Annotated in this window: 23 protein-coding genes, 2 pseudogenes and 1 riboswitch; of the genes and pseudogenes, 15 read left to right on the forward strand and 10 right to left on the reverse strand. The window is 72.4% G+C overall.

The annotated features are described in order from the left end of the window. Window positions 1-200: 200 nt before the first annotated feature. Complete coding sequence (locus tag ACLQ24_RS16045) at window positions 201-710, forward strand: tyrosine-protein phosphatase (protein WP_425892478.1); 510 nt, start codon at window positions 201-203, stop codon at window positions 708-710. A 51-nt stretch (window positions 711-761) separates the two neighbouring features. Next, window positions 762-1,124 (forward strand): serine hydrolase, encoded by a 363-nt coding sequence (locus ACLQ24_RS16050; protein ID WP_425892427.1) that lies wholly within the window; start codon window positions 762-764, stop codon window positions 1,122-1,124. A 108-nt stretch (window positions 1,125-1,232) separates the two neighbouring features. Here the strand turns inward: ACLQ24_RS16050 and ACLQ24_RS16055 are convergent, their stop codons facing one another. Further along, window positions 1,233-2,486 (reverse strand): lycopene cyclase family protein, encoded by a 1,254-nt coding sequence (locus tag ACLQ24_RS16055; protein WP_425892429.1) that lies wholly within the window; start codon window positions 2,484-2,486, stop codon window positions 1,233-1,235. Between the two features lie 46 nt (window positions 2,487-2,532). Next, window positions 2,533-2,832, reverse strand: a complete 300-nt coding sequence (locus ACLQ24_RS16060; protein ID WP_425892430.1) for a hypothetical protein — start codon at window positions 2,830-2,832, stop codon at window positions 2,533-2,535. Window positions 2,833-2,897: 65 nt separating this feature from the next. Here ACLQ24_RS16060 and ACLQ24_RS16065 point away from each other — a divergent pair, with 65 nt between their 5' ends. The 4 genes from ACLQ24_RS16065 (at window position 2,898) to ACLQ24_RS16080 (ending at window position 5,731) form a co-directional block, all read left to right on the forward strand. Further along, window positions 2,898-3,095, forward strand: a complete 198-nt coding sequence (locus ACLQ24_RS16065) for a hypothetical protein (RefSeq protein WP_425892431.1) — start codon at window positions 2,898-2,900, stop codon at window positions 3,093-3,095. 234 nt (window positions 3,096-3,329) lie between these two features. Next, window positions 3,330-3,815 carry a hypothetical protein gene (locus ACLQ24_RS16070; protein WP_425892432.1) on the forward strand — a complete coding sequence of 162 codons (486 nt, stop codon included), beginning with the start codon at window positions 3,330-3,332 and terminating at the stop codon, window positions 3,813-3,815. 137 nt (window positions 3,816-3,952) lie between these two features. After that, a complete protein-coding gene (locus ACLQ24_RS16075; protein ID WP_425892480.1) occupies window positions 3,953-4,519 on the forward strand; it encodes a class F sortase in 567 nt (188 codons plus the stop codon). A 105-nt stretch (window positions 4,520-4,624) separates the two neighbouring features. After that, window positions 4,625-5,731: a magnesium and cobalt transport protein CorA gene (locus ACLQ24_RS16080; RefSeq protein WP_425892433.1), complete on the forward strand. Its 1,107-nt coding sequence runs from the start codon at window positions 4,625-4,627 to the stop codon at window positions 5,729-5,731. 160 nt (window positions 5,732-5,891) lie between these two features. Here the strand turns inward: ACLQ24_RS16080 and ACLQ24_RS16085 are convergent, their stop codons facing one another. Continuing rightward, window positions 5,892-6,017, reverse strand: coding sequence for a hypothetical protein (locus ACLQ24_RS16085; protein ID WP_425892435.1), 126 nt, complete (start codon window positions 6,015-6,017; stop codon window positions 5,892-5,894). A gap of 135 nt (window positions 6,018-6,152) precedes the next feature. On the opposite strand from ACLQ24_RS16085, the gene ACLQ24_RS16090 reads away from it, so the two are divergent. Beyond that, on the forward strand, window positions 6,153-6,560 hold the full coding sequence (locus ACLQ24_RS16090) for a YchJ family protein (protein WP_425892436.1): 408 nt from the start codon (window positions 6,153-6,155) through the stop codon (window positions 6,558-6,560). A gap of 64 nt (window positions 6,561-6,624) precedes the next feature. Here the strand turns inward: ACLQ24_RS16090 and ACLQ24_RS16095 are convergent, their stop codons facing one another. Both ACLQ24_RS16095 and ACLQ24_RS16100 read right to left on the reverse strand, forming a co-directional pair. After that, window positions 6,625-7,995: an MFS transporter gene (locus tag ACLQ24_RS16095; RefSeq protein WP_425892438.1), complete on the reverse strand. Its 1,371-nt coding sequence runs from the start codon at window positions 7,993-7,995 to the stop codon at window positions 6,625-6,627. Between the two features lie 742 nt (window positions 7,996-8,737). Then, window positions 8,738-9,443 (reverse strand): annotated as a pseudogene (locus ACLQ24_RS16100) (mechanosensitive ion channel family protein); the annotation flags it as partial. 176 nt (window positions 9,444-9,619) lie between these two features. Between ACLQ24_RS16100 and ACLQ24_RS16105 the strand changes: the two are divergent. The 6 genes and pseudogenes from ACLQ24_RS16105 (at window position 9,620) to ACLQ24_RS16130 (ending at window position 14,134) form a co-directional block, all read left to right on the forward strand. After that, window positions 9,620-10,750 carry a peptidoglycan recognition protein family protein gene (locus ACLQ24_RS16105; RefSeq protein WP_425892439.1) on the forward strand — a complete coding sequence of 377 codons (1,131 nt, stop codon included), beginning with the start codon at window positions 9,620-9,622 and terminating at the stop codon, window positions 10,748-10,750. 123 nt (window positions 10,751-10,873) lie between these two features. After that, a complete protein-coding gene (locus tag ACLQ24_RS16110; RefSeq protein WP_425892441.1) occupies window positions 10,874-11,515 on the forward strand; it encodes a glutamate synthase-related protein in 642 nt (213 codons plus the stop codon). 23 nt (window positions 11,516-11,538) lie between these two features. Then, window positions 11,539-12,447: a glutamate synthase-related protein gene (locus ACLQ24_RS16115; protein WP_425892443.1), complete on the forward strand. Its 909-nt coding sequence runs from the start codon at window positions 11,539-11,541 to the stop codon at window positions 12,445-12,447. Between the two features lie 149 nt (window positions 12,448-12,596). After that, a complete protein-coding gene (locus ACLQ24_RS16120) occupies window positions 12,597-13,034 on the forward strand; it encodes a VOC family protein (RefSeq protein ID WP_425892482.1) in 438 nt (145 codons plus the stop codon). Window positions 13,035-13,091: 57 nt separating this feature from the next. Further along, window positions 13,092-13,672: pseudogene (locus ACLQ24_RS16125) on the forward strand (DNA polymerase IV); the annotation flags it as partial. Between the two features lie 105 nt (window positions 13,673-13,777). Next, window positions 13,778-14,134, forward strand: coding sequence for a hypothetical protein (locus ACLQ24_RS16130; RefSeq protein ID WP_425892445.1), 357 nt, complete (start codon window positions 13,778-13,780; stop codon window positions 14,132-14,134). A gap of 74 nt (window positions 14,135-14,208) precedes the next feature. On the opposite strand, the gene ACLQ24_RS16135 is transcribed toward ACLQ24_RS16130, so the two are convergent. After that, window positions 14,209-14,895 carry a transglycosylase family protein gene (locus ACLQ24_RS16135; protein ID WP_425892447.1) on the reverse strand — a complete coding sequence of 229 codons (687 nt, stop codon included), beginning with the start codon at window positions 14,893-14,895 and terminating at the stop codon, window positions 14,209-14,211. Next, window positions 14,895-15,065: riboswitch (cyclic di-AMP (ydaO/yuaA leader) on the reverse strand. Its footprint overlaps the gene before it by 1 nt. Window positions 15,066-15,333: 268 nt before the next feature. On the opposite strand from ACLQ24_RS16135, the gene ACLQ24_RS16140 reads away from it, so the two are divergent. Continuing rightward, entirely contained in the window at window positions 15,334-15,822 is a 489-nt protein-coding gene (locus ACLQ24_RS16140) for a peptidoglycan-binding domain-containing protein (RefSeq protein ID WP_425892448.1), read from the forward strand. Window positions 15,823-15,934: 112 nt separating this feature from the next. On the opposite strand, the gene ACLQ24_RS16145 is transcribed toward ACLQ24_RS16140, so the two are convergent. Then, complete coding sequence (locus ACLQ24_RS16145) at window positions 15,935-16,339, reverse strand: peptidase inhibitor family I36 protein (protein ID WP_425892450.1); 405 nt, start codon at window positions 16,337-16,339, stop codon at window positions 15,935-15,937. 183 nt (window positions 16,340-16,522) lie between these two features. Between ACLQ24_RS16145 and ACLQ24_RS16150 the strand changes: the two genes are divergently transcribed. Further along, the gene (locus ACLQ24_RS16150; RefSeq protein ID WP_425892452.1) at window positions 16,523-19,360 is read left to right on the forward strand and encodes an AfsR/SARP family transcriptional regulator; all 2,838 of its coding nucleotides are present in this window, start codon (window positions 16,523-16,525) and stop codon (window positions 19,358-19,360) included. A 32-nt stretch (window positions 19,361-19,392) separates the two neighbouring features. Here the strand turns inward: ACLQ24_RS16150 and htpG are convergent, their stop codons facing one another. The 3 genes from htpG to ACLQ24_RS16165 all read right to left on the reverse strand — a co-directional run bounded on the left by htpG (window position 19,393) and on the right by ACLQ24_RS16165 (window position 24,030). Further along, entirely contained in the window at window positions 19,393-21,321 is a 1,929-nt protein-coding gene (gene htpG / locus ACLQ24_RS16155) for a molecular chaperone HtpG (protein WP_425892454.1), read from the reverse strand. Between the two features lie 315 nt (window positions 21,322-21,636). Beyond that, on the reverse strand, window positions 21,637-22,143 hold the full coding sequence (locus ACLQ24_RS16160; protein WP_425892456.1) for a hypothetical protein: 507 nt from the start codon (window positions 22,141-22,143) through the stop codon (window positions 21,637-21,639). 129 nt (window positions 22,144-22,272) lie between these two features. Further along, entirely contained in the window at window positions 22,273-24,030 is a 1,758-nt protein-coding gene (locus ACLQ24_RS16165) for a M28 family peptidase (RefSeq protein WP_425892458.1), read from the reverse strand. Window positions 24,031-24,082 lie beyond the last annotated feature (52 nt).

Consider the following 24,082-nt stretch of genomic DNA (forward strand, 5'->3'; position numbering starts at 1 on the left):
CTGCGCCTGCGGGCTCTACCTCGGCGACCCCACCGCCTGGTCCTGACCCCTCAAGAATTAACGCGGAGCTGCACTAGGGTCGGCCGGATGGATCGGCACGTCGAGTTCGACCGTCTGCACAACTTCCGCGACCTCGGTGGTTACCGCGCACCGACGACGGGCGTACGGTCCGCTGGCGGCTGCTCTATCGCTCGGACTCGCTGGGCAAGCTGACCGGCGCCGACCTGGACCGGTTCCACGCCCTCGGTGTCGGCACCGTGATCGACCTGCGGTATCCGTGGGAGATCGCCGCACGGGGTCGAGCGCCCCAGATGGACGGCCTGGCCTGGCACAACCTCAGCATCGAGCACCGCACCTACGATCAGGCGACGATCGACCCCACGCTCGACCCCTGGCGCTACCTCGCCGATCGGTACGCCGAGGTGGCCGAGGACGGGGTGGCCGAGCTGCGCCAGGCGTTGGAGCTGGTCGCCGCCGACTTCGCGCGCACCGAGCTGGCCACCGCGCGCCTCATCGCCGACTGGCAGGCACTGAACCCCGACCGTGAGCTGCTCTGGCCCGGGTTCGGCCGTGCGCCCGAGACCATCATCCGGCACTTCCTGGCCGACCTGACCGCCGCATACGGGTCGGTGGTCGGCTACGCCACCGACCGGCTCGGCGTGGACGAGGCGTTGACCGCCCGGCTGCGTGACCGCCTCCTCAGCGAATGAGGGGAAAATAGCGCGCCCGGGCGTGGTCCGGTCTGTCAGAGTCGACCCGTCGTGGACGGGAACTGGGACGGCCTGCGGGCCGACGTACGGCGCACGATCGACGAGCTGATCGCCAGCGGACGGGAATCCGGGGTGCAGGTCGTCGCGTACCTCGACGGCGAGCCGATCCTTCAGGTGCAGGCCGGGTGCGCCAACCGGGCCACCGGCCGGCCGCTGGCCGCCGACACCCCCATCTGGAGCGTGTCCACCGGCAAGGCCCTCACCGCGACCGTGGCGCACGGCCTCCGGGGCCGGAGTGGGTGTTCGGGCAGTAGACGACCTGGGGCCTCGGGTACGCGGTCGACGACGACGGCTCGTTCGGCGCGGCCGGCAGCGGCGGCAGCCTCGCCTACGCGTACCCGGAGCTGGGACTGACGGTCGCGGCGACGAAGACCCTGCTGGGGGCCGGTGACGGCGACCCGATGGAGGACCTGCGGGTGCTGATCCGCGACGCGGTGACGGCCCGGCGCTGACCGGGCCGGGTCAGGTTTCCGAGTCGGCGAGGGGCCGGAGCGGACCACCCACCACGGCAGCCGGGACGGCCGGCGCGGGCCGGGCGGGCCGCAGGCGGTCGCGGACGCGATGCGCGGCGTCGCCGGCCGTGGCGGCCATCATCGGCAGCAGTCGGGTCGAGTTCATGATCGCGATCTCCTCGGCCGGGGTGGTGACGCCGTCGAGGAACCGTAGGACCCGCTCGGGGGGGTTGCGGTCGAAGAGCCGGTCGAAGAAGTCGGGGCCGCCGACGCCGCCCCGGTCGAGCGCCCGCAGCGCCACCGCGTCCATCCAGCGGTGCCGGGCCGGGTACGCGGGCGCCGGCACCGGCGGGCGGCCGACGGCGAGCGCGCGGGCGACCTGGTCGGCCTGGCGGTGCATGGCGGAGAAGGTGAACCCGGTGGAGGGGCGGGTCGCGCCACCGGCCGTGCCGAGACGTACGACCCGGGGGGAGGGCCGGCCCGGGAACGGCGCGTCGGTCATCGGGATCACCCCGTTCTCGACCTCGCGGACGCGCAGCCCGGTGGGGTCGAGCCCGAGCAGGTCGCGGTAGCCGGACAGCGCCGTGTCGTACCCGGCGTCGGTGAGCAGGCCGGGCGAGAACTCGGTGTACTCGACGAGGGCGTAGCGGTCGCTGACCGGCAGCACGTACCCGAAGGAGACACCCCGGGCCGGCTGCGGGGTGCGGAAGTCCATGAGCACCGCCCGCCGCGGGTCGAACACCGGTCGGTCGGCCTCCAGCCACCAGCCGCGGAAGTGCTGCAACCAGGTCGTCCGGCCGACACGCGCCGGTGGGCGGGGGCGGGAGTCGAGCACCCAGCCGGCCCGTACGACAGAACCGTCGCCGCAGCGGACGACCACCCGGTCACCGTCGTCGGTGACCGTCTCGGCCGGGGCGACGACACGGGTGGCGGCCAGCCGGCGCTCGGCCTCGGCAGCCCGGTCGTAGACCGGGCCGGAGCGCAGCATGGCGTACCGCAGCGGGGTCAGGTCCAGGACGCGACGCCGCGCGGGCGTGACCACCTCGACCTGGTGCCAGCTCGCGCTGAGCAGCGGGTCGAGGTCGGTGTCGGGGTGGCCCCAGAACGCCCAGGTGCGGTCCTGGCCGCGCCGGCGGACCGGGTCGACGACGGCGATCCGCAGGTCTCGGACGCCGTGCCGGTCCAGCGCGGCGAGCACCAACGAGGCGGCGCCCCCGCCGCCGAGCAGCGCGAGGTCGACGTCGAGCGGAGCGGAATCGGTCACCCGCACCACGCTGCCACACCGTCGGGCCGCGCCGCGCGCCGCGCCCTCAGGGCACCGGAGCGGGTCGCTGCTCGACCGGAGGCTCGTCGGCGGAGGCGCGTGCCACGGCGTCGCGGTTGAAGACCCGCCAGGTGGCGGCGGAGACGCCGATCGCCACCACCAGCCCGACCCAGTACGGGGCGGTGATGCCGAACCGGGCTGCCAGCAGGCCGCCGAGCAGCGCCCCTACGCAGTTGCCGCCCGCCGCTACGAACATGGTCGCGCTGGACACGCGCCCCTGCAACGTCGGCGGGGTGAGTCGTTGACGCAACGAGTTCGCGACGAGGTTCCACAGTCCGCCGTGCACGCCGAAGGCGAAGAGCGCGTGCGGCCGTGAGGGTCACGTCGAGCAGGCCGATCAGCACGGCCATCGTGCGCAGCAACCGCTGGTGGGCCAGCCAGCGCAGCCCTTCGACGATCTCCGCGCGCATCGAGCGGGTCGCGGGCCCGGACGGGTCGGTGCCGGCGGCCCGGAAGTCGCCGCCGATCAACGCCACCAGGACCCTCCACGCGGCCGACCCGGCCATTTCCGCCGTCGCCGGCCATACCTCGCCATCGGCCCAGGGGTGACAGCCCGGCCGGAGCGGACATCGACCGGCGCACCGGCGTCGGTCGGCCCGGTCGGGCCCAAGCCCTACTCTCTCCCGCCTTCGGGTGGACACGTGACGGCAACGAAGGTTTCTCATTTTCACCTGATCGGGGTCCCAACCCACCTAGTGTTGGGCACACCGGTGCTAGTCACGGAGTTGGCCACCCGAACGACGTCCCACGCAGCCAGCGGACGAAAAGTGAGGGAAGACGCGTATGAAGGTCTCAACAGCACTCTGCTCGGCGGCGCTCGGCGTGGGTCTCGGCACGCTCCTGCTGCCGGGCGCCGCACTGGCCGACACCGTCGTGTCACCGGCCACCACCCCGGTCGGAGGAACCGTCGTGCTCACCGCGACGACCTGCAACCCGAAGTCGGGTGACGTCATCTTCCGGGTCACCGGACCCAACCGCGACGAGAACGTCCGTTCCACCACGGCCGCCGCGGGCGGCGGGCTCAGCGCGGAACTGTTCACCGCCGGGTTCACCCTGGGCACGTACACGGTGGCCGCGACCTGCGGCGACGGCAGCTCGGCGGGCAGCGCCACCTTCACCGTCACCCCGATCGGCGGCGCGCCCGCCGGCTCCGGCGGCGACAACCGCGACAACGCCGCGCTCGCCGCCGGCGGCACGCTGCTCGGCACCGCCGCCGCGGGCGCGGTGCTGCTGCTGCGCCGACGCCGTCCGGTATCCACCGTCGCCTGACCGGCGATCCGCTCCATCCCTGCGGACGGGTGCCCGTGCCGGCGACACCGGCACGGGCACCCCGACCATTGGCGTACGGAGGTGAACACGTGTGGTGGCGGCAGCGCACTCTGGCGGCGGCGGTGGCTCTGCTCGGCATGTCCGGACTGGGGCTGGTCACGGTCGGCCTCACCGACGGGCCAACACGCCCCCCACGCCCGCCGGCCGACGCGCCGACACACTCCCGGCCCGCGCCGGACCTGGCGCCGCTGGCCCGCGCCGCGCCCGTCCGAGTCCAGATTCCCACCATCGGCGTACGCGCCGACATCGTCCCCGTCGGCGTAGACGTCGCCGGGGTGCTGGAAGTCCCCCCGCTGGACAGGCCGACCCTCGCCGGCTGGTACCGGCACGGGGTGAGCCCCGGCGAGACCGGCAACGCCGTCCTGGTGGGACACGTCGACTCCCCGGCCGGGCCGGCGGTCTTCTTCGACCTCGGTCGCCTCCGCGCCGGTCAGGAGATCCAGGTCACCCGGGCCGACGCGCGAGTCACCACGTTCACCGTGGACGGTGTCCACGCGTACCCCAAGGACCGCTTCCCCAGCGGCCTGGTCTACGGCCCGGCGGCCGTCGCCGGACTGCGCCTGATCACCTGCGGAGGCCGATTCGACGACGCGACCGGCAACTACGTCGACAACATCGTCGTCTTCGCCACCCGCACCGCCTGAGGCGACAACCCCCGCTGTCGGGGGCGGGACGCCACTGGGCAGAATCCGGTGGCACCATGCCCTGCGAGCACCGTAGCCGCGACGGTGCTCGGGAGGAGGCGCGTCGTGGATCAGCGAGCGGTACGGGACCGGGCCGGTCGGGGCGTACGCGCCCTGGCCCGTCGACTGCTCGGCCGCCCCGGCGGTGCGACTCCCACACCCCGCCGGTCCAATCCGGACGCCGTGGTCGACTGCGCCGTCTACGTCAACGGTCGACGGGAACCGGGGCGGCCGCACTACGACGACGCGTACGCCCGCGCCCGACGTGGCCGTGACGCCTTCGTGTGGCTCGGGTTGCACGAGCCGGGGCCCGCCGTGCTCGCCGCCGTGGGCCGCACCTTCGGCCTGGACGAGCTGACCGTCGAGCAGGCGCTCGCCGACGGGCACCGGCCCACCGTGCAGCGACACGGGCCGGTCACCCGGCTGGTGCTGCGTACCGCCGGGTACGTCGAGCACGCCGAGCTGACCGACACCTCCGAGGTGATCGACACCGGCGACGTGATGGTGCTGCTCGGTGACCGGTTCGCCGTCACCGTGCGGCACGGCGCCGCCGGGGCGCTGCGCGACGTCCGCGTCGACATCGAGCGCCGCCCGGCGCTGCTGGCAGCCGGCCCCTGGGCGGTGGCGTACGCGGTCTGCGCCCGCATGGTCGACACGTACCTGGAGGTGGCCGGGCACGTGGAGCGCGACCTGGAGCGCGTCGAGGAGGCGGTCTTCGCCCGCGACCGGTCGGCCGACATCCAGCACATCTACCAGCTCAAGCGCGAGGTGGTGGAGTTCAAGCGGGCGGTGCTCCCCCTCCAGACGCCCCTGCGGACACTGCTCGACCCGACCGGCGACGGGCCGCCGCGCGCCCTGCACCGCTGGTTCGTCGACGTGGACGGCCGGTTGAGCCGGGCCGTGGACCGGGTGGCCGCGTACGACGACCTGCTCACCTCGATCGTCCAGTCCCGCCTGGCGCAGCTCGCCGTCGAGCAGAACAACGACATGCGCAAGATCGCCGCGTGGGCGGCAATCGCCGCCACGCAGACCGGTATCGCCGGCGTCTACGGCATGAACTTCGACCACATGCCCGAGCTGGCCTGGCGCTACGGGTACGCGGGCGCGCTGGCCCTGATGGCGGTGACCGCGCTCGCCCTGTACCGCCTGTTCCGCCGCTCGGGCTGGCTGTGAACGCCGGGGCACGCTCGTCAGCGGCGCGCGGCCGGTCAGCGCAGCGCGGCCGGTCAGCGGCGCGCGGTCGGTCAGCGGCGCGCGGCCGGTCAGCGGCGCGCGGTCGGTCAGCGGCGCACGGCCGATCAGCGCAGGAGGCCGGTCAGCGGCGCGCGGCCGATCAGCGGCGGCGGGTCAGGAAGTCGCGGATGCGCTCGCGGGGGCGGTCGGCCAGCTCCGGGCCGTGGGTGAACGCCGCGATGTCGTACTCCAGCTCCCCGAACGCGTGGGCGGTCTGCTTCGTCATCCGGTAGTCGCTGCACAACAGCCTCGGCGCCTAGCGGACGCCGAGCACGTTGAACAAGATCGTCAACCATCACTGCCCATCGCCGATCGGGCGACCGGTCGTCGTGGCCGCCCGGCGGTGCGGCAGGATGGCCCGGTGGGCAGAGTGACGCGAGGCCGCCGGGCGAATCAGCTCTGCCCGTGCGGTTCCGGCCGGGCGTACGCCGACTGCTGCTCCCCCATCCACGGCGGTACCGCCCAGGCGCCGACCGCCGAGGCGTTGATGCGCTCTCGGTTCAGCGCCTTCGCGCTGGGCGACGCCGGCTACCTGCTGCGCAGTTGGCACTCCTCGACCCGGCCGGAACGCCTGGAACTTGCTTCGGAGCAGCGGTGGACCCGGCTGGAGATCGTCGACACCGACCGCGGCGGCCTGCTCGACGCCACCGGCACGGTGACGTTCCACGCCCACTACCGCGAGGCAGGTCGGCCGGGCACGCTCACCGAACGCAGCCGCTTCGCCCGCGAGGACGGCCGCTGGGTCTACCTCGACGGCGAGCAGTCCTGACGTCCGCGTCCTGACAGCGGGCAGGCCCGGCCGCGAGCCGATCGACCATCGCCGGTCCATGCCGTCAGCCCGTGCCGCGCACGGTGGTGGCGGCGACGCCGCTGCTCACGGCCGCCCGATGCCGGCGGCGGCCCCGCAACGCCAGCGCCATGACGAGGTACGCCCCGCCCGCCACCGCGAACGCCACCGCATTGCCCGCCGCCGTGGCGACGAGCCCGTACCCGGCGTACGTCCCGATGATCAGCACGTCGGTGAGCATCCCGGCCAACGAGGTGACGGTGGCGCGGCTGCCGCCGGTGATCCTTGCCTGTAGTCGCGCGTCGGCCAGTACGGTGGCCAGTTGCGCGGCACCGAACGCCACCGCGAGCAGCACGAAGCCGGCCGGATGCCGGACGAGCGCGCCCCCGGCCAGCGCCACGGCGACCAGTGCCAGCAGCACGGCGTAGCCGCGACGGCCGAGCTTCTCTCCCGCCGGGGCGAGCAGCCCGCCCACGGTCACGCCGGCCCACAGCAGCAGGAGCAGCAGCGGCACGGCCTGCGCGCCGACTCCGGTGTCCAGTGCCAGCAGCGGCGTGTACTCGTCCAGCGCTCCCCAGTCGGCGGCCACCACGGCGACCAGCAGCACGGCGGCCCGCACGGGTGGTCGCGTCCGGACCTGCGTCACGCCGGCCCGAAGCGTCTCGAACCAGGTCAGGTCGTCGTGGTCGTCCGAGCTGGACGCCGCGACCGGCGACGCGTCGCCGTGCGACGCGGCCGGCGACACAGCCGGCGACGCGGCCGGTGGTGGCGCGACGGGCGATACGGACAGCGGTGCGTCGTGCGCGGGCGGCGGCGGGGCGTCCGGTGGCGGGCGGTGCTCGGGGAACCGGATCGCGACGCTCGCGGCGAGCAGGCAGGCGAGCACGCTGCCCGCACCGACCGCCGGGTAGCCGCCGGCCGCGAACACCGGGCCGGCCAGCACCCCGGTGACCACCACGCCCAGCACACCCGCCGTGCGCGCCCGACCGAGCACCCGTGCGTACCGGTCGACGACGTCGAGCCGGGCCAGCTCGGTCCAGACCAGCGCCTCCAGCGCGCCGGAGACCAACGCCCCGCCAGCGCCCCAGAGCAGGAACCCGACCGCGAAGGCCGGATACGACGGGAGCAGCACCCAGAGCGTGTAGCCGGCGGCGGTCACCAGCGGGGCGAGGCACAGCAGCAGCCGGCGGGACACCACGTCGGCCCACGCGCCGGACGGCACCTCGAACAGGATTCCGGCCGTCGACCAGATGACGAACAGCGACGAGATCTGCCCCACCGACAGGCCGGTGTCGGTGAAGAGCACCACGTACAGGGGATAGAGCAGGACGAGGTCACTGAGGAACGCGTACCCGTAGAGGGTCACCGAGAGTCGGCGCGCCGCCGGGCCGGGCACGCGCGAGGCGAGGTGGGTCATGAGGCCTTCCCGTGGGAGTGGAGACGGACACCGGACGTGCGGTGCCCGTGGCGGCCCACGGGTTCGGACTACGGCGCTGGATCAATGTCGCCAGGTCATGTCGGCGATGGTAGACCGCCCGCCGCGACGCCGGCCAGCGCTTTCGACGTGCCGGCGAGACGGGAGCGGAACGGGAACGGGGCGGGATCCCGGTGGATCCCGCCCCGCTGGCCCGACTCGGTTCAGCGCCGGTCGGGGTCCGCTGGCGGGATGACCGTCGTGGTCTCGCTACCGTCGCTGGTGCGCTGACCGGGAACCGCGCCGGCGCCGCCGCTGATCACCTGGGTCGTGTCGGCATCGCGGTGCGGGCCCATCACCTGCGTCGTGTCTTCGGTGGCCGGGCGGGCCGGGGTGGCGTCGACGGGCGTCTGCCGGGCGACCACCTGGGTGGTGTCGTCCGTCGAGGGCCGCACCACCTGCGTCGCGTCCGGGTCGGACGGCCAGGTCACGACCTGCGTGGCCTCCGGGTCGGACGAACGGGTCGTCACCTGCGTGGCGTCCGCGTCGGGCGGACGGGTGACCACCTGCGTCACCTCGGGGTCGGACTGGCGGGGCGTCACCTGCCCGGCGTCCCGGTCGGACGGCAAGGTCGTCACCTGCGTGGCGTCCGCGTCGGAGGGGAGGGTCGTGACCGACGTACTGTCCGCGTCGGCGCGGGTGGCGGTCGACTGGGCGGCTTCGGCCTCGGCGCGGGCCGCCTCGGCCTCGGCGCGACCGGCCCGGTAGGCGCGGGCGTGCGTGGCGACCAGCTGCGACTCCTGCTCGGCGCGGGTCAGCCACGCCTCCCAGCGATTCTGCATCGGGCGGATGAGGCCACCGCCGACCCCGACGACGAGGATGCCGCCCAGGGTGGCCAGCACGGCGATCAGCACCGGGGTGGTGACCGCGGTGGCCACGCCGATCTGGTTCAGCGCGGCGATGATGCCCAGGCCGAGGATGAACACTGAGGCGATACCGGCCAGCACCCGGCCGTACGACAGTCCGCCGAGCGCGCCACCGATGATGTCCTTGACGGCGTTGGCGATGGCGGCGGCGACCACGATGATGACGATCGCGACGAAGGCGCGGGGCAACCACGCGACCACGGCGGTGATGAGGTCGGAGATCGGGTTGGGCCCCCAGATGCCGAAGGCGAGCTGGAGGGTGAGCAGCAGCACCGCGTAGTAGACGAGCTTCGCGACGATGTCGCTGGCGTCGTACCGGGAGCGGTTGAGGGCACGGCGGATGCCGCCGCGCTCGACGGCGCGGTCGAAGCCCACCCGTTCGAGGACCTTCTCCACGATCTTCAGCACGGCCTTGGCGATCAGCCATCCGGCCACCAGGATCGCCAGGAAGGCGGCGGCCTTGGGCAGGAAGAGCATCACCGAGCGAAGGGCGTCGCCCACCGCGTCGCTAATGTTGTCACTCATCGGGTCATTCCTTAGGGGGCAGCGGGAACAGTCCGCCCCGACCTACCCCCACCAGCGGACGGGGAAACGCCGGCCAGCTCTGGCGCGCGGGCGAGTGTTGGCAATATTCTCCGTGATGCGTGCGGCCACTGGAGCTACTTTTCATTCCCCCGCCGTCGGCCGCAAGAGGAGATGTCATGCACGTCGAGCATTCTGAAGTGGACCGCCGGACGTTGCTGCGGGCCGGTCTCGGCGCGGCCACGGTGGCCGTCGTCGGAAGCGAACTCGCCTTCTCGAGCGCTGCGCAGGCCGCACCCGGCACGGACCTGGACTGGATCATCAGCTGCGACGAGTGGGGCGCCCGCCCGCCGACGTCCCCGCTGTCGGTCAGCGCCATCGCCACCAACAAGATCATCGTGCATCACATGGCGTTCCCGAACGTCACCGACTACTCCCGCGAGCAGGCGGTCAAGCTGGCCCACGACTGCCAGGACCTGCACATCGACGGCAACGGCTGGTCCGACACCGGCCAGAACTTCACGGTGAGCCGGGGCGGCTACGTGCTGGAGGGCCGCCGGGGCAGCCTGGAACGCCTCGAAGCGGGCGACCGCCAGATGATCTCGGCGCACTGTCCGGGCGAGAACGGCCGGGCCATCGGCATCGAGAACGAGGGCACCTACGTCACCGAGACGCCGCCGCAGGCGCTGACCGACTCGCTGGTCAAGCTCTGCGTGGCGATCTGCCGGCAGTACGGCCTGCACGCGTACGACATCTTCGGACACTGGGACTTCCGCACCACGCAGTGCCCGGGCGCCGCCTTCTACCGGCAGTTCCCGGAGCTGCGGCGGCGCGTGCACGCCGCCCTCGGCACCCCGCTCGGTGACGTGCCGGCCCGCCGCTGGCCCGACCTGTGGCGGTTCGTCAACTCGCCCTCGGTCCGGGTGGTGCAGCACCTGCTCGCGTTCCGGGGCTACGCCGTGACGGTCAGCGGCACGTTCGACGCGGCGACCGTGGCCGCCGTGCAGGACTGGCAGGCCCGCAACGGCATCGCGGTGGACGTGGACGCCACGCTCACCACGCCCACCTGGGAGACCCTGGCGCCGGAGTTGGACCAGCACGCCGCGGGCGCGCCGGTCACGGCCGTCCAGGAAATCCTCGCCACCAAGGGGTACGCGGTCACCGCCACCGGGGCGTACGACCACGCCACCCGCAGGGCGGTGCAGGACGTGCAGGCGCTGCACGGGCTGCCCCGCGACGGCAAGCTCAGCACGAGCACCTGGTGCGTGATCGTCGGCGGCATGGTCCGTCAGTCGTTCAAGCGCCACTGACCGTCGGTCGGAGGCGGTCCGGGCGTCATCCCGCGCCGCCTCCGACCCCACCGGCCACCTGAGCAGCGCGATGTCGGCGGCCGGCCGGTTTGGCCGGCCGCCCCGGCGGAAAGGTTGCCCGGCATGACTTGGGCCCGTCGAGCCGTACCCGCCGTCGCCGCCGCCGTCGCGGCGCTCGCCGCGCGCGACCTGATCCAGCGCGACCACGCGCTGCTGCGCAACTTCCCGGTGCTCGGTCGCGCGCGGTACCTGCTGGAGGCGATCGGGCCGGAGCTTCGGCAGTACATCGTGGCCGGCAACAACGAGGAGCGCCCGTTCACCCGGGACCAGCGCCGCTGGGTCTACGCCTCGGCCAAGCAGGAGAACAACTACTTCGGCTTCGGTACGGACAACGACATCGAGTACACGCCCGGCTACCCGATCATCAAGCACCGCACGTTCGGCCGGGCCGTGCCACCGTCGTCCCCGACGGCCGGGCACGACGTACGGCTGCCGTGCGCGAAGGTGCTCGGCGCGGCCCGGGGCCGGGCACACGCCTTTCGGCCGCAGTCGGTGGTCAACATCTCCGGGATGAGCTTCGGCTCGCTCTCGGGCAACGCCATCACCGCGTTGAACAAGGGGGCCGCCCTCGCCGGTTGCCTCCAGAACACCGGCGAGGGCGGCCTGTCGCCGTACCACCGCAATGGCGGTGAGCTGGTCTTCCAGCTCGTACGGCGTACTTCGGCTGCCGTGACGACCACGGCCGGTTCAGCCTTGACCGGCTGAAGGAGCTGGTCGCCGGGGCTCCCGTGCGCGCGTTGGAGATCAAGCTGAGCCAGGGCGCCAAGCCGAGCCTGGGTGGGCTGCTGCCCGGGGCGAAGGTGTCCGCCGAGATCGCCGCCACCCGGGGCATCCCGGCCGGACGGGACTGCGTGAGCCCGTCCCGGCATGCCGAGTTCTCCGACTGCGACAGTCTGCTGGACTGGGTGGAGCTACTGGCCGCCGAGACGGGCCTGCCGGTCGGCATCAAGTCGGCGGTCGGCGACCTGAGCTTCTGGCAGGAGCTGGCCGGCCTGATGCGGGACACGGGTCGGGGCGTCGACTTCGTGACGGTCGACGGCGGCGAGGGCGGTACCGGGGCTGCACCGCTGATCTTCACGGATTCGGTGTCACTGCCGTTCCAGCAGGGCTTTTCCCGGGTCTACAAGGTCTTCGCGGAGCACGACCTGCAGGAGCGGGTGGTGTTCGTCGGCAGCGGCAAGCTCGGTTTGCCGGACAACGCGGTGGTGGCGTTCGCGCTCGGCTGCGACATGGTCAACGTGGGCCGCGAGGCGATGCTGTCGATCGGCTGCGTCCAGGCGCAGAAATGCCACACCGACACCTGTCCCACCGGGGTGGCGACACAGAACGCCTGGCTGGCCCGGGGCCTCGACCCGACGCTCAAGTCCGTCCGGGCGGCCAACTACCTGGCGACGTTACGCCGGGACCTGACCAAGGTCGCCGAGGCGTGCGGCGTGGAACATCCCGGCCTGATCGGCACGGACGCCGTGGAGATCCTGGACGGCCGCACCGGCTCCAGCCCACTGCACGAGGTGTACGGGTACCGGCCGGAATGGGGGCTGCCCTCCCCCGCCGACCAGAAGGAGATCATCCGGCTGATGACCCCGGAGGCGCCCCAGGGCGGCAGCGCCCCGCCATCGGCCACCGCCGTCGGCTGATCTCGGCGGAACCAGGCGCGGCCCGTATCGTGGCGCGGTGTTGATCAGACGCGAGACCCCCGCCGACGCACCCGCAACGCACCGATCCTGTCGGTCGATCGCGAGAGGATGGTGGCGTGACCGACCAGACCGGAAAAGAGGGAGCCGCCATGGTCCGCGAGGTGCAGATAACGTTCGACGCCGCCGACCCGGCCGCCCTGGCGGCGTTCTGGGCCGACACCCTCGGCTACGAGCTACAGAGGCCGCCCGGCGGCTTCGACTCGTGGGAGGCCGCGCTGGACGCGATGGGCGTGCCGCCGGAGCGCCGCAACGACGCGTCGGCGGTGGTCGACCCCACGGGGGCGGGGCCACGGCTGTTCTTCCAGCGGGTGCCGGAGGGCAAGCAGGCCAAGAATCGCGTACACCTCGATGTGCGGGCCGCGCCCGAGCTGACGGGTGACGACCGGATGGCGGCCCTGGAGGCGGAGGCCGACCGGCTCGTCGCCCGTGGCGCCCGACGGCTCGCCCGACACGAGCCCGCTCCCCCGCTCGGCGCCGGCCACCTCGTGATGGCCGACCCGGAGGGCAACGAGTTCTGTCTCGACTGAGCCGACGTTCGCCCAGCTCACTGCCGTGACGACAGGCCACCATGCGAACATGTGTACGTGTCGCGCGACGCCCACATCCTGCATGCCGACCTGGACGCCTTCTACGCGTCGGTCGAGCAGCGCGACGACCCGCGCCTGCGGGGGCGGCCGGTGATCGGCGGTGGCGGCGTGGTGCTCACGGCCAGCTACGAGGCGAAGGCGCGGGGCGTCCGCAGCGCGATGGGCGGTCAGCAGGCCCACCGGCTGTGCCCGGACGCGATCGTGGTGCCGCCCCGGATGTCGGCGTACACGCAGGCCAACCGGGCGGTCTTCGAGATCTTCCGGCAGACCACCCCGCCCCCGACTCCGAGATGGCGTTCCTGCATCCACTGCCGGTGGACCGGCTCTGGGGCGTCGGGCCGGTTACCGCGGCCAAGCTGCGGGAACGCCGGATCCGTACCGTCGCGGACGTGGCCCGGCTCGGCGAGGCCGCGCTGGTGTCGCTGCTCGGGCCGGGTGCCGGCCGGCACCTGCACGCCCTCGCCCACGACCGCGACCCCCGGGCCGTGCAGGTGAACCGCCGTCGGCTCGGCGGCGCTCACCCGGGCGGTGCTGCTCGGCCGCGATCCCGGGGTCGAGATGCCGCTATTGCCGGACTAGAAACGCCCCGGCTGCTGCGACCGGAGACACATCACAGCAGGTCGACGGTTTAGTCGGCCGCCCATGGGTGACCCTTGTGGGGTACAGCCTGACGAGGGGGGCACATGTCCGACGACACCAGCAACCGACCGAGCCGCCGCGCCGAACGCCCGCACGACGTGACCAACCCGCTGCTCTGGCAGCTCGCGGTCGACGTGCTCGCTGCCCACGAGCCCGACGACGAGGGGCACTGCGGCAATCTCCAGTGCGCCGGCCAGGCCTGGCCGTGCTCGGCCCGCACGGGCGCCGAGCAGTCGCTGCGGATGGCCCGCAGCACCGCCGACCCGGTCGAGATGACCATCGACGGTGGCGCGGCCGGCACCGGCTGGCCGGCCGAGGCGGCCGCACCGGCACCGCGCTGGGGCTGGAACGGCGACGCGGCGGCGCGCCGCGAGGCGGGGACGGCCGCCTCGGCGGCGTGACGTGTCCCGCGCGGAGAAAGCCAGACGAACGAACGCTCGGCCGGTGACTCGGCCGAGCGTTCGTCTGTCGTGCGTCAGAGAGCGAGCCGCTGGCCCGGGAGGATCAGGCCCGGGTCGACGCCGATCAGCTGCCGGTTACGCTCGTACAGGGCCTGCCAGCCGCCGGCCTGGCGGTGACGCTCGGCAATCTCCGACAGGGTGTCCCCCGGCTTGACCACGTACGTGTCTCCGCTGGCCGCCGGGGTGGTCCGCTCGTGACCACGGGTCGCCGGCTGGTCGCCCCGGGACGACCGCTCCTTGCCGCCGGTGGACGTCGACGACTTGGTCGCCTTCGACGACTTGGTGGTCGACTTCGTCGAGGACTTCGGGGTGGACTTCGTGGCCGAGCCGCCCGACGAGCCGCCCTTGCGGCCGCAGGTCGGCCACGCGCCGATGCCCTGCCCGTCGAGCACCTTCTCCGCGATCGCGATCTGCTCCCCGCGGCTGGCCAGGTCGGCGCGGGCGGCGTACTTCGTGCCGCCGTAGCCGGCCCAGGTGCCCTGCGAGAACTGCAACCCGCCGTAGTAGCCGTTCCCGGTGTTGATCTTCCAGTTGCCGCCCGACTCGCACTGGGCGACCGCGTCCCAGTTGACGCCGGCCTGAGCCGGGGCCGCCGGGCCGAAGAGGACGACGGCGCCGGTGACCGCGCCGACGGCCAGGGTGCCGACGGCGACGCGGCGGGTGGTGACCCGTCGGTGACGGGGGGTGTACGCAGATGTCATTGTTCATTCCTCCACGCCGGCGAGGTGAGCTGTCGGGTTCGGGCCGAGGAGCCCGGCCGCGCGCTGGCGGCTTCACCCCGAGGTGACATGCACCGAGGAACGTTGGGTCCCCCGCTCCTGCCCGGGTTCTTTTCCCGACGACCGGGGGCAGGATTTGGCGTTGCCGGTCGCGGCGTCCACGGTGGTGGACCCGACCGACGGTAGGCACGGTCGGTGAACATCGCCCACCGCTTGTGAAGTTGTTCACCGGCCCACGCGGGGCGCCTTTCCCAGCGGTTGCGGACCACGTGCACCTGTGCACCGACCACCGTGGACCGCTTCGGATCAGGACCGGCTGTCACCGGTGAATTGACGTTCAGACAGGAAACCGTAGATGGACGGTCGCGATGCTCTGAAGCGCACCGGGTCGATCCCGGAGACAATCCCCAGGAGGAGATCATGCCCATCCACCAGAGTCGCAACGGCCGTCGCCGCGCTGCGGCCACCCTCGTGGCCGTACTGGCCGGCGCCGGCCTGACCCTGGCCACGCCGACCGCCGCGCAGGCGTCCAGCCCGTGCACCAGCCTGACCTTCTACCGGGTCGGCGGCTACCCGGGCGGGGCGGACATGCACGTCCCCACCGTCGGCTGGCAGACCGGAAACAAGCACTGCTACCTCACCTACGGCCACTCGGGCTCGGCAGTGTTGGTGCTGCAGGAGGCGCTGAACAACTGCTACTCGCGATCGCTCACCCTCGACGGCAACTACGGCTCGAAGACCCGCGAGGCCGTCCGGTACGCCCAGCACAGGATCAATGAGGACATCGTGTACGCGGACATCGCCGAGGACGGCGAGTACGGCCCACAGACCCGCGCGTACATGGGCTTCGCGATCTTCGGGGTCGACGGCGGCCCGGTCATTCCCAACGTCTGCTACTACCCGGGCTGAACCCCACCACAGCGCCGGTCGGAATCCCCCGTCGGAGTCCGGCCGGCGCTGCTGTGGTCCCTCCCTGAGGTGCGGCGACGCCGAGTAGCCCATGCCCGGCGCCGCCGCCGGATCAGCAGACCCGGACCGCCTCGATCCGCTGGTTCCAGCTACCCCCGATCGCGGCCGAGTCGTACGCCAGGTTCGCCCGGTAGCCGTAGGCGTGCTGGTAGCCGAGCAGACCCGTGGCGTTGGCGTTGTCCCAGAAGGTGGAGACGGTGCCGGACGGCCGGTTGTTGATGATCGATTGTGTCCGGTTGCGGAAGTACGAGGGCAGCGGGACGTCGTTGCATCCGTTGTACGGCCCGTCGAGCAGGAAGATGTCGCCGCTGAAGTTGATCCCGGCGTACAGGCAGAGCAGACCCGACGGGCAGGCATAGTTGGCGGCCTGGGCCGGGCTCGGGGCGACGCCGATCGCGGCGCCCAGGGCGACCGTGCCGAGCAGGGCGGACGCGAACCTTCGCAGAGCACTTCGCACGATGGTGACCTCCGGTGTCGTCACGACCGGGACAGGCCGTGAGTCAAGTTGCCGACATCGCGTTGATCGATGTCCTTCTGCCAACGATGATCTGCGCGGAAGGTCGACGAATTCCTGCCGGAACCTCAATCCAGCTGTCCCGGTGCCGTTGGGGCCGACCGGCGGCACAGCGAGCGGCGGTTCATGGAGATTCGGGTCCTCGGGCCGGTCGAGGTCTGGGCGGATGGTCATCCGGTCGATGCCGGAGCGGCGCGCCAGCGCGCTGTTCTGGCCGCGCTGGCGGTCGACGTGGGCCGACCGGTGCACCTGGAGTCTCTGGTGGACCGGGTCTGGGGCGACGCCTCGCCGCCCAGGGTTCGCCACAACCTGCACGTCTACCTCGCCCGGCTCCGCCGTGTGCTGGCCGACGCGGGCGCACCGGACGCGCTGGTACGACGGTCGGGCGGATACCTGCTGGACCTGCCACCGGAGACGGTGGACGGCCCGCACTTCGACGCGCTGCGGCACCGGGCCGACGGGCTGCCCGACGGGGACCCCGAGCGGGTGGAGTTGCTGCGCAGAGCGCTGGAGTTGTGGCGTGGCGAGCCGCTGGCCGGGCTGCCCGGCGAGTGGGCGGCCCGGGTCCGGCAGGACTGGCACCGCCGGCACACCGACACCGTCGTGCAGTGGGCGCGTGGGCTGTTGCGCCGGGGCGAGCCGGATGCGGTGATCGATCCGCTGACCCGGCTCGCCGACGATCATCCGCTCGACGAACCGGTCGCCGCCGTGCTGCTGCACGCGCTGGCCGCGGCCGGTCGGGGCGCGCAGGCGCTGACGTACTACGCCCGGCTGCGGGACCGGCTCGCCGACGCGCTCGGCGTGGATCCGGGCGTCGAGCTTCGCCAGCTGCACCAGGCCATCCTGCGCGGCGAGGTCACCGTGCCGACCCCGGAGGTATCTCCCGCCCCGCCCGGCGCGGGCCTCGTCGCCCGGACGCGGCCGGACCACCCGATCCCCGCGCAGTTGCCGTCGGATGTCCGGGGCTTCGCCGGGCGGGGTCCGGAGCTGGCCCGTCTGGACGCGCTGCGGGCGTCCGCCGAGGCACGCCCCGGGGCGGTCCCACTGGCCGTGCTCTCCGGAGCGGGCGGGGTCGGCAAGACGGCCCTCGCCGTACACTGGGCCCACCGGGTCGCCGGCCATTTCCCGGACGGGCAGCTCTACGCCAACCTGGGCGGCTACAGCCACAGCGGCGTCGTCCGAAGCGCCGAGCAGGTGGTCAGGGGCTTCCTGGCCGCGCTCGGAGTGCCGCCGCGGGAGGTCCCGGCGGACGAGCAGGCGCAGACAGCGCTGTACCGCAGCCTGCTCGCCGGTCGACAGATGCTGGTGCTGCTCGACAATGCCCGGGACGCCGCGCAGGTCCGACCGCTGCTGCCGGGCACGGCCAGCTGCCTGGTGCTGGTGACCAGCCGGGATCGACTCACCGGTCTGGTGGCCACCGAGGGCGCCGAGGCGGTCGTACTGGATCTGCTCACCGCCGAGGACGCCCAGGACCTGCTGTACGCGCGGATCGGGGCGCGGGCGAAGGCCGAGCGGGCCGCCGTCGACGAGCTGGTCCGGATCTGTGACCGGCTACCGCTGGCCCTGGTCGTGGTGGCGGCCCGGGCGGTGGTCCGGCCCCAACTTCCGCTGACCGAGTTGGGCGCGCAGCTCCGGGCCGACGGCCGGCTGGATGGGCTGGACACGGGCGACCACGACAGCAGCGTGCGGGCGGCGCTGTCCTGGTCCTACCGACTGCTGTCGACGCCGACCGCGCGGCTGTTCCGGCTGGTCGGGGGCAGCACGGACGTGACGGTGAGCACGGCGGCCGGGGTCAGTCTCGTCGGCGCCGACCGGCGGGCCGTCCAGGCGGCGTTCGCCGAGCTGGCGGACGCGCATCTGATGCTGGAGCGTGCCCCGGACCGGTACGCGATGCATGACCTGTTGCGGGCGTTCGCGGCCGAGCTGTCCGCCGAGCACGATCCGGCCGGCGACCGGGCCGAGGCGCGCGGCCGGCTCTTCGACCACTACCTGCACAGCGCGCACGCCGCGGCCGTGCTGCTGCATCCGCACTGGGATCCGATCACTCTCGCCCCGGCCGTCGCCGGCGTGCGGCCGGAGAAGTTCGGCGACCATGACGAGGCCGTGGCGTGGTTCACGCGCGAGCGCGACGTGCTGATCGCGCTCGTGGATCGGTGCGCCGTCAGCGGGGCCGACCGACACGCCTGGCAGCTGGCCTGGAGCCTGACCAGTTTCCTGGACCGCCAGGGCGGCTGGCACGACCAGTTGGCGGTGCAGCGTTCGGCGCTGGCGGCGGCCCGGCGCAGCGGTGCGGTGGCCGGGCAGGCGCACGCGCACCGCAGCCTGGCGCGGGCGCAGGCCCGACTGGGTCGGCTCGACGAGGCGCCCGGTCAGCTCCGGCGGGCGCTTGAGCTGTTCCGCGAGCTGGGCGATCCGGCCAACCAGGGGCACACCTACCTCGATCTCGCCGAGGTGGCCGACCGGGAGGGCCGGCGTGCCGAGGTGGTCCAGCATGCCGAGGCCGCGTTGACGCTGTACCGCGAGGCGGGCCACCGCTACGGGCAGGCGATGGCGTTGAACGCGGTCGGCTGGTACCGGGCCCAGCTTGGCGCGCACGACGCCGCGGTGCAGGCGTGCCAGCAAGGGCTGGAGCTGCTGCGCGAGTTCGACGACCGGCACGGCCAGGCGGCCACCTGGGACACCCTCGGCTACGCGCAGCACCGCGCCGGGCGACCCGCGGAGGCGGTGGTCGCGTACCGGCACGCGCTGGCGCTGTACCGGGAGTTCCGGGACCGTTACTACGAGGCGGACACGCTGACGCACCTGGCGGAGGCGTTGGTCGACCTCGGCGAACCGGCGGAAGCGGCCCGTAGTTGGCGGACCGCGCTGGGCATCCTCGACGAGCTCGGCCACCCGGACGCCGCGGAGGTCCGCCGCCGACTGGCGGACGCCGACACACCCGGACCGGCCGGCGGGGTCCGCTGATCGGGCGGCCCGCCGGCCGGAGGGTCGAACGGTTACAGGGTGCGCGCCAGTCGGTCCGCGAGCGTACGGGTGAACCGGGCCGGATCGGCCAGCTCACCGCCCTCGGCGAGGACGGCCAGGCCGTACAGCAGCTCGGCGGTCTCGGTCAGGGCCTGGCCGGAGTCGCCCTGCTCGTGGGCCTTGCGCAGCCCGGCGACCAGCGGGTGACCAGGATTGATCTCCAGGATCCGCTTGGTCGTGGGGACCTCGTGCCCCATCGCCCGGTACATCTTCTCCAGTGTCGGCGTGAGGTCGTGCGCGTCGCCCACCACACAGGCCGGTGAGGTGGTCAGCCGCGACGACAGGCGGACCTCCCGGACACTGTCGGCGAGGGTCGTACCCAGCCACTGCACCAGCGCGGCGAACTCCTGCCGCTGCTGCTCGCGCTCGGCCTCGGCCTGCTGCTTCTCCTCGTCGGTGTCCAGGTCGACCTGCCCCTTGGCGATCGAGCGCAGCGGCCGGCCGTCGTACTCGCCGACCCGCTCGACCCACACCTCGTCGACCGGGTCGGTGAGCAGCAACACCTCGTGGCCCTTGGCCCGGAACGCCTCCAGGTGCGGGGAGTTCTCGATGGTGGCCCGGGAGTCACCGGTGGCGTACCAGATGTCGTTCTGGCCGTCCTTCATCCGTGAGACGTAACCGGCCAGGTCGGTGGGCTCCGCCGCGTCGTGGGTGGAGGCGACCGACAGGATCTCCAGCAGGGTGTCGCGGTTGTCGGTGTCGTCGATCAACCCTTCCTTCACCACCGCGCCGAACTCGGTCCAGAAGGTGCGGTAGCGCTCGGGGTGGTTGGCCTTCAGGTCCTTGACCGTGGCGAGCACCTTGCGGACCAGGCGGCGGCGGACGATCTGGATCTGCCGGTCCTGCTGGAGGATCTCGCGGGAGATGTTCAGCGACAGGTCGTGCGCGTCGACGACGCCCTTGACGAAGCGCAGGTAGGTGGGGACCAACGCCTCGCAGTCGTCCATGATGAACACGCGCTTGACGTAGAGCTGGACGCCGCGACGGCCCTGCGGCGAGAACATGTCCAGCGGGGCGTGGCTGGGCAGGAACAGCAGCGCCTCGTACTCGAAGGTGCCCTCGCCCTTCATGTGTACGACCTCGAGCGGGTCGGCCCAGTCGTGGCTGACGTGCTTGTAGAACTCGTTGTACTCGGCGGCGTCGACCTCGTCGCGGGGGCGCGCCCAGAGTGCCTTCATCGAGTTGAGGGTCTGCACCTCGCTGGTGGCGGCCTCGCCCTCGGCGCCCGGACGCTCGACGGCCATCCGGATCGGCCACGCGATGAAGTCGGAGTAGCGCTTGACGATCTCGCGGATCGTCCACTCGGCGGTATAGTCGTGCAGGTTGTCCTCGGTGTCGGCCGGCTTGAGGTGCAGGGTCACCGCGGTGCCCTGCGGCGCCTCCTCGACGGGCTCGATCGAGTAGGTGCCCTCGCCGGTGGACTCCCAGCGGGTACCGCTGGTCTCGCCTGCCTTGCGGGTCAGCAGGGTGACCCGGTCGGCGACCATGAACGCGGCGTAGAAGCCGACGCCGAACTGCCCGATCAGATCCTGCGAGGCCCGGGCGTCGGCGGACTCGCGCAGCTGGCGCAGCAGCTCGGCGGTGCCGGACTTGGCGATCGTGCCGATCAGCCGGACCACCTCGTCGCGGTTCATCCCGATGCCGTTGTCCCGCACGGTCAGCGTGCGGGCGTCCCGGTCGACCTCGACGGCGACGTGCAGGTCGTCGGTGTCGGCGACGAGATCCTTGTCGACGAGCGTCGCCAGCCGCAGCTTGTCCAGGGCGTCGGACGCGTTCGAGATGAGTTCCCGCAGGAAGACGTCCTTGTTCGAGTAGATCGAGTGGACGACCAGCTGCAGGAGCTGACGCGCCTCGGCCTGGAACTCCAACGTCTCGGCCTGGTTGGTCACACCGTCTCCCATCTTGGCTAGTGCGGAGGTTCGCGCAAAGGATACGAGCCGTCACCGGGGTGGGCGTGTGCGCCTCCCGGTCGTATTCCCGATTCCCGTACGGCCGTCGCGTGACATGGCTGACTTTACCTAACAGAAGTCCGCCGAGTGGGCGATGACCAACGCGCTGCGCCTCCAGCTCGCCGAGCGGGCGGCCGGGTCGCCGCGCTCTACCCGCAGCTCCCCTGACCCTGGACGCGACCGGGCCGCCGCCGGGAGCATCCGGCGGCGGCCCGTCCTCGGGTACGCGGTCAGCTCCGTCCGCGCACCGGGCTCGACATCCGTCGCTCAGCAGCCGCCGCAGCCGTAGAAGAGGATGTCCCAGTGGCTGCCCTCCTTGGTGTAGAGGTTGCCCGAGGGGGCGCGGTACTGGTAGCCGAAGCCGGAGATGTAACCGACGTAGGTGTAGTTCGCCGAGATGTAGTTCTGGATGCAGGTGCTCAGCGCGATGTCGAGCTTGTAGCCGTTCCAGTGGCTGTACGTGCCCCCGGCGTGCCCGACCTCGGTTCCCGCGGTGATGGTGATCGCGCAGCCACTAGCCCGCTTGAAGGTGATGATGCCGTCGATGGTGGCCTGCCGAACCCCCTCGAACGAGGTACAGGTGGACACGTTGCGGTCGCTGCAGTTGCCGCTGGAGGTCCAGGAGATGCCGGCGGCGCGTAGCTGCGAGGTGGCGCTGGAGTGACTGATGGCGAAGGCCGGGGTGGCCAGGCCGAACGCGGCACAGACCGTCGCCAGGGTGGCCACCAGCAGCGTGAGCACGCGGCGGCGCAGGGTGGATCGGTTGGGTGACATGGCACTCCCGTTCGCGTGAGGGGCGGAATTATGCGAATCAGGGGCCGGCCTTGAAAGATTTCTACCAGACATGGACGGGCGTGACTAGACGCCTGGTGGGGGCGGAGTGCCGCCCCCACCAGGCGTCCCTCAGCTGGCCTGCAGGGTCACGTCGTCGACCACGAAGCTGGTCTGCAACGACGAGTCCTCGGTGCCGGTGAACTTCAGAGTCACCGTCTGCCCGGCGAACCCGGCCACGTTGAACGTGCGCTGGGCGTAGCCGGAGGCGGCATTGAGGTTCGAGTACGTCGCCAGCGTGGTCGAGCCCACCTGCACGGTCAGCTTGTCGTACGCGGTGGAGCCGGTGGTCTCGGCGGTGTCGACGTGCAGCCAGAACGACAGCGTGTAGCTGGCACAGCCGGCCGGCACGGTCACCGACTGGGACAGGGTGTCGGTGTGGCTGCTGCCGTACCCGTCGAGCCACGCCTTGTACGACCCGGTGCGAGCCGGCTGGCTACCGGAGTTGGTGATCACACCGGAGGAAGCGGTCCACGGCGTGGTGCCGCTCTCGAAGCCACCGTTGCCGACCACCTGCCCGCCGGCACAGCCACCGGCGCCGGCCACCGTGAGGGTGAGGCTGGCGGTCCGGGTGACCGAGCCGGCGCCGGTGACCGTGACGGTGACCGTGCCCGTGGTGGCGCTGGACGACGCGGTCAGCGTCATCGTGGCCGATCCGCCGGAGGTCACCGACGACGGGCTGAAGGAGACGCTCACCCCGCTGGGCGCTCCGGACGCGGTGAGGCTGACCGTCTGCGCGGAGCCGGAGGTGGTCGCGGCGCTGACCGTCGCGCTGGCGCTGGCGCCCCGGGCGACGGTGAGCGTGGTGGGGCTGACCGCGAGCGAGAAGTCGTTGGTCGGGGTGCCACCGCCCACGGCGAGCTGCCACAACGCGTACGCGACGCCGTCCGCGGCCCGGTTCAGCACGGTGGCGCTGACGTTGGCGGTGGTGTCGCAGGAACGGTGGTAGCACGAGTCGTAGGCGGCATTGGCCGTGCCGCCCCACTTGGCCGCCTGGCTGCTGGTCTTGCGGGCGCTCGCGCCCGCCGCGTACCCCGAGGTGGGGATGCCGGCCTGCTGGAAGTAGTAGTCGTCGGAGCGGCCCTGGCCCTCGACGTTCTCCTCGGGTTGCAGCCCCAACGAGTCCCAGTACGCCTTCAGCGGCGCCGCCGTGGTGGAGCTGACCCGGTTGATGAAGTAGCCGCCGTTGGTGGAGCCGACCATGTCGAAGTTGTAGTAGCCCTTGATGTAGCCGCGCTGGGTGGAGTTCAGCGAGTTGACGTAGAAGCGGGAGCCGTTGAGCCCCTGCTCCTCGTCGGTCCACCAGGCGAACCGGACCTTCTTCGTCATGGTCGAGTTCTCCGCGGCCAGGACCAGCGCGTTCTCCAGCAGGGTGGCCGAGCCGGTGCCGTTGTCGTTGATGCCCGGGCCGGCCGAGACGCTGTCGAGGTGGGCGCCGAACATGACCACCTGGTCGGCCGGGCCGCCGGGCCACTCCGCGATCAGGTTGTTCGAGGGGTACGTGCAGCTCGAGCAGTACTGCTCGCTGACGGAGTACCCGGCCGACTGGAGACGGGTCTTGACGTAGCTGAGCGAGGCGGTGTAGCCGGCCGAGCCGGCCCGCCGGTTGCCGCCGTTGCTGCTGGCGATGGAGTTGAGCTGGGTCAGGTGCGCCTGGACGTTGCTGACGGAGATGTCCGGCGCCGCCAGGACGGCGGCGGACGCGGCGATCGGCCGGGCCGCTGTCGTCGCGGCGGAGGGTGACGCGGTCGCCGGCTGGGCGGCCAGCGTCACCGTCATCCCGGTGAACACGGCGAGCGCGATTCCCGCGCTCAGCGTTCTGCCTCTCATGGGGGCTCCTCGGGGGTTGGAGAGATAACCGAGACACTTACAAAGATCTATG

This window comes from Micromonospora sp. DT4 (assembly GCF_049841675.1).
Taxonomy (GTDB): domain Bacteria; phylum Actinomycetota; class Actinomycetes; order Mycobacteriales; family Micromonosporaceae; genus Micromonospora.

Excerpts from the sequence above, each read along its gene's own strand:
- ACLQ24_RS16070 (WP_425892432.1), top strand. The coding sequence starts at position 3,330 with ATGAAGGTCTCAACAGCACTCTGCTCGGCGGCGCTCGGCGTGGGTCTC.
- ACLQ24_RS16075 (WP_425892480.1), top strand. The coding sequence starts at position 3,953 with ATGTCCGGACTGGGGCTGGTCACGGTCGGCCTCACCGACGGGCCAACA.
- ACLQ24_RS16085 (WP_425892435.1), bottom strand. The coding sequence starts at position 6,017 with ATGACGAAGCAGACCGCCCACGCGTTCGGGGAGCTGGAGTACGACATC.
- ACLQ24_RS16095 (WP_425892438.1), bottom strand. The coding sequence starts at position 7,995 with ATGACCCACCTCGCCTCGCGCGTGCCCGGCCCGGCGGCGCGCCGACTC.
- ACLQ24_RS16105 (WP_425892439.1), top strand. The coding sequence starts at position 9,620 with ATGCACGTCGAGCATTCTGAAGTGGACCGCCGGACGTTGCTGCGGGCC.
- ACLQ24_RS16110 (WP_425892441.1), top strand. The coding sequence starts at position 10,874 with ATGACTTGGGCCCGTCGAGCCGTACCCGCCGTCGCCGCCGCCGTCGCG.
- ACLQ24_RS16120 (WP_425892482.1), top strand. The coding sequence starts at position 12,597 with ATGGTCCGCGAGGTGCAGATAACGTTCGACGCCGCCGACCCGGCCGCC.
- ACLQ24_RS16130 (WP_425892445.1), top strand. The coding sequence starts at position 13,778 with ATGTCCGACGACACCAGCAACCGACCGAGCCGCCGCGCCGAACGCCCG.
- ACLQ24_RS16135 (WP_425892447.1), bottom strand. The coding sequence starts at position 14,895 with ATGACATCTGCGTACACCCCCCGTCACCGACGGGTCACCACCCGCCGC.
- ACLQ24_RS16140 (WP_425892448.1), top strand. The coding sequence starts at position 15,334 with ATGCCCATCCACCAGAGTCGCAACGGCCGTCGCCGCGCTGCGGCCACC.
- ACLQ24_RS16150 (WP_425892452.1), top strand. The coding sequence starts at position 16,523 with ATGGAGATTCGGGTCCTCGGGCCGGTCGAGGTCTGGGCGGATGGTCAT.
- htpG (WP_425892454.1), bottom strand. The coding sequence starts at position 21,321 with ATGGGAGACGGTGTGACCAACCAGGCCGAGACGTTGGAGTTCCAGGCC.
- ACLQ24_RS16160 (WP_425892456.1), bottom strand. The coding sequence starts at position 22,143 with ATGTCACCCAACCGATCCACCCTGCGCCGCCGCGTGCTCACGCTGCTG.
- ACLQ24_RS16165 (WP_425892458.1), bottom strand. The coding sequence starts at position 24,030 with ATGAGAGGCAGAACGCTGAGCGCGGGAATCGCGCTCGCCGTGTTCACC.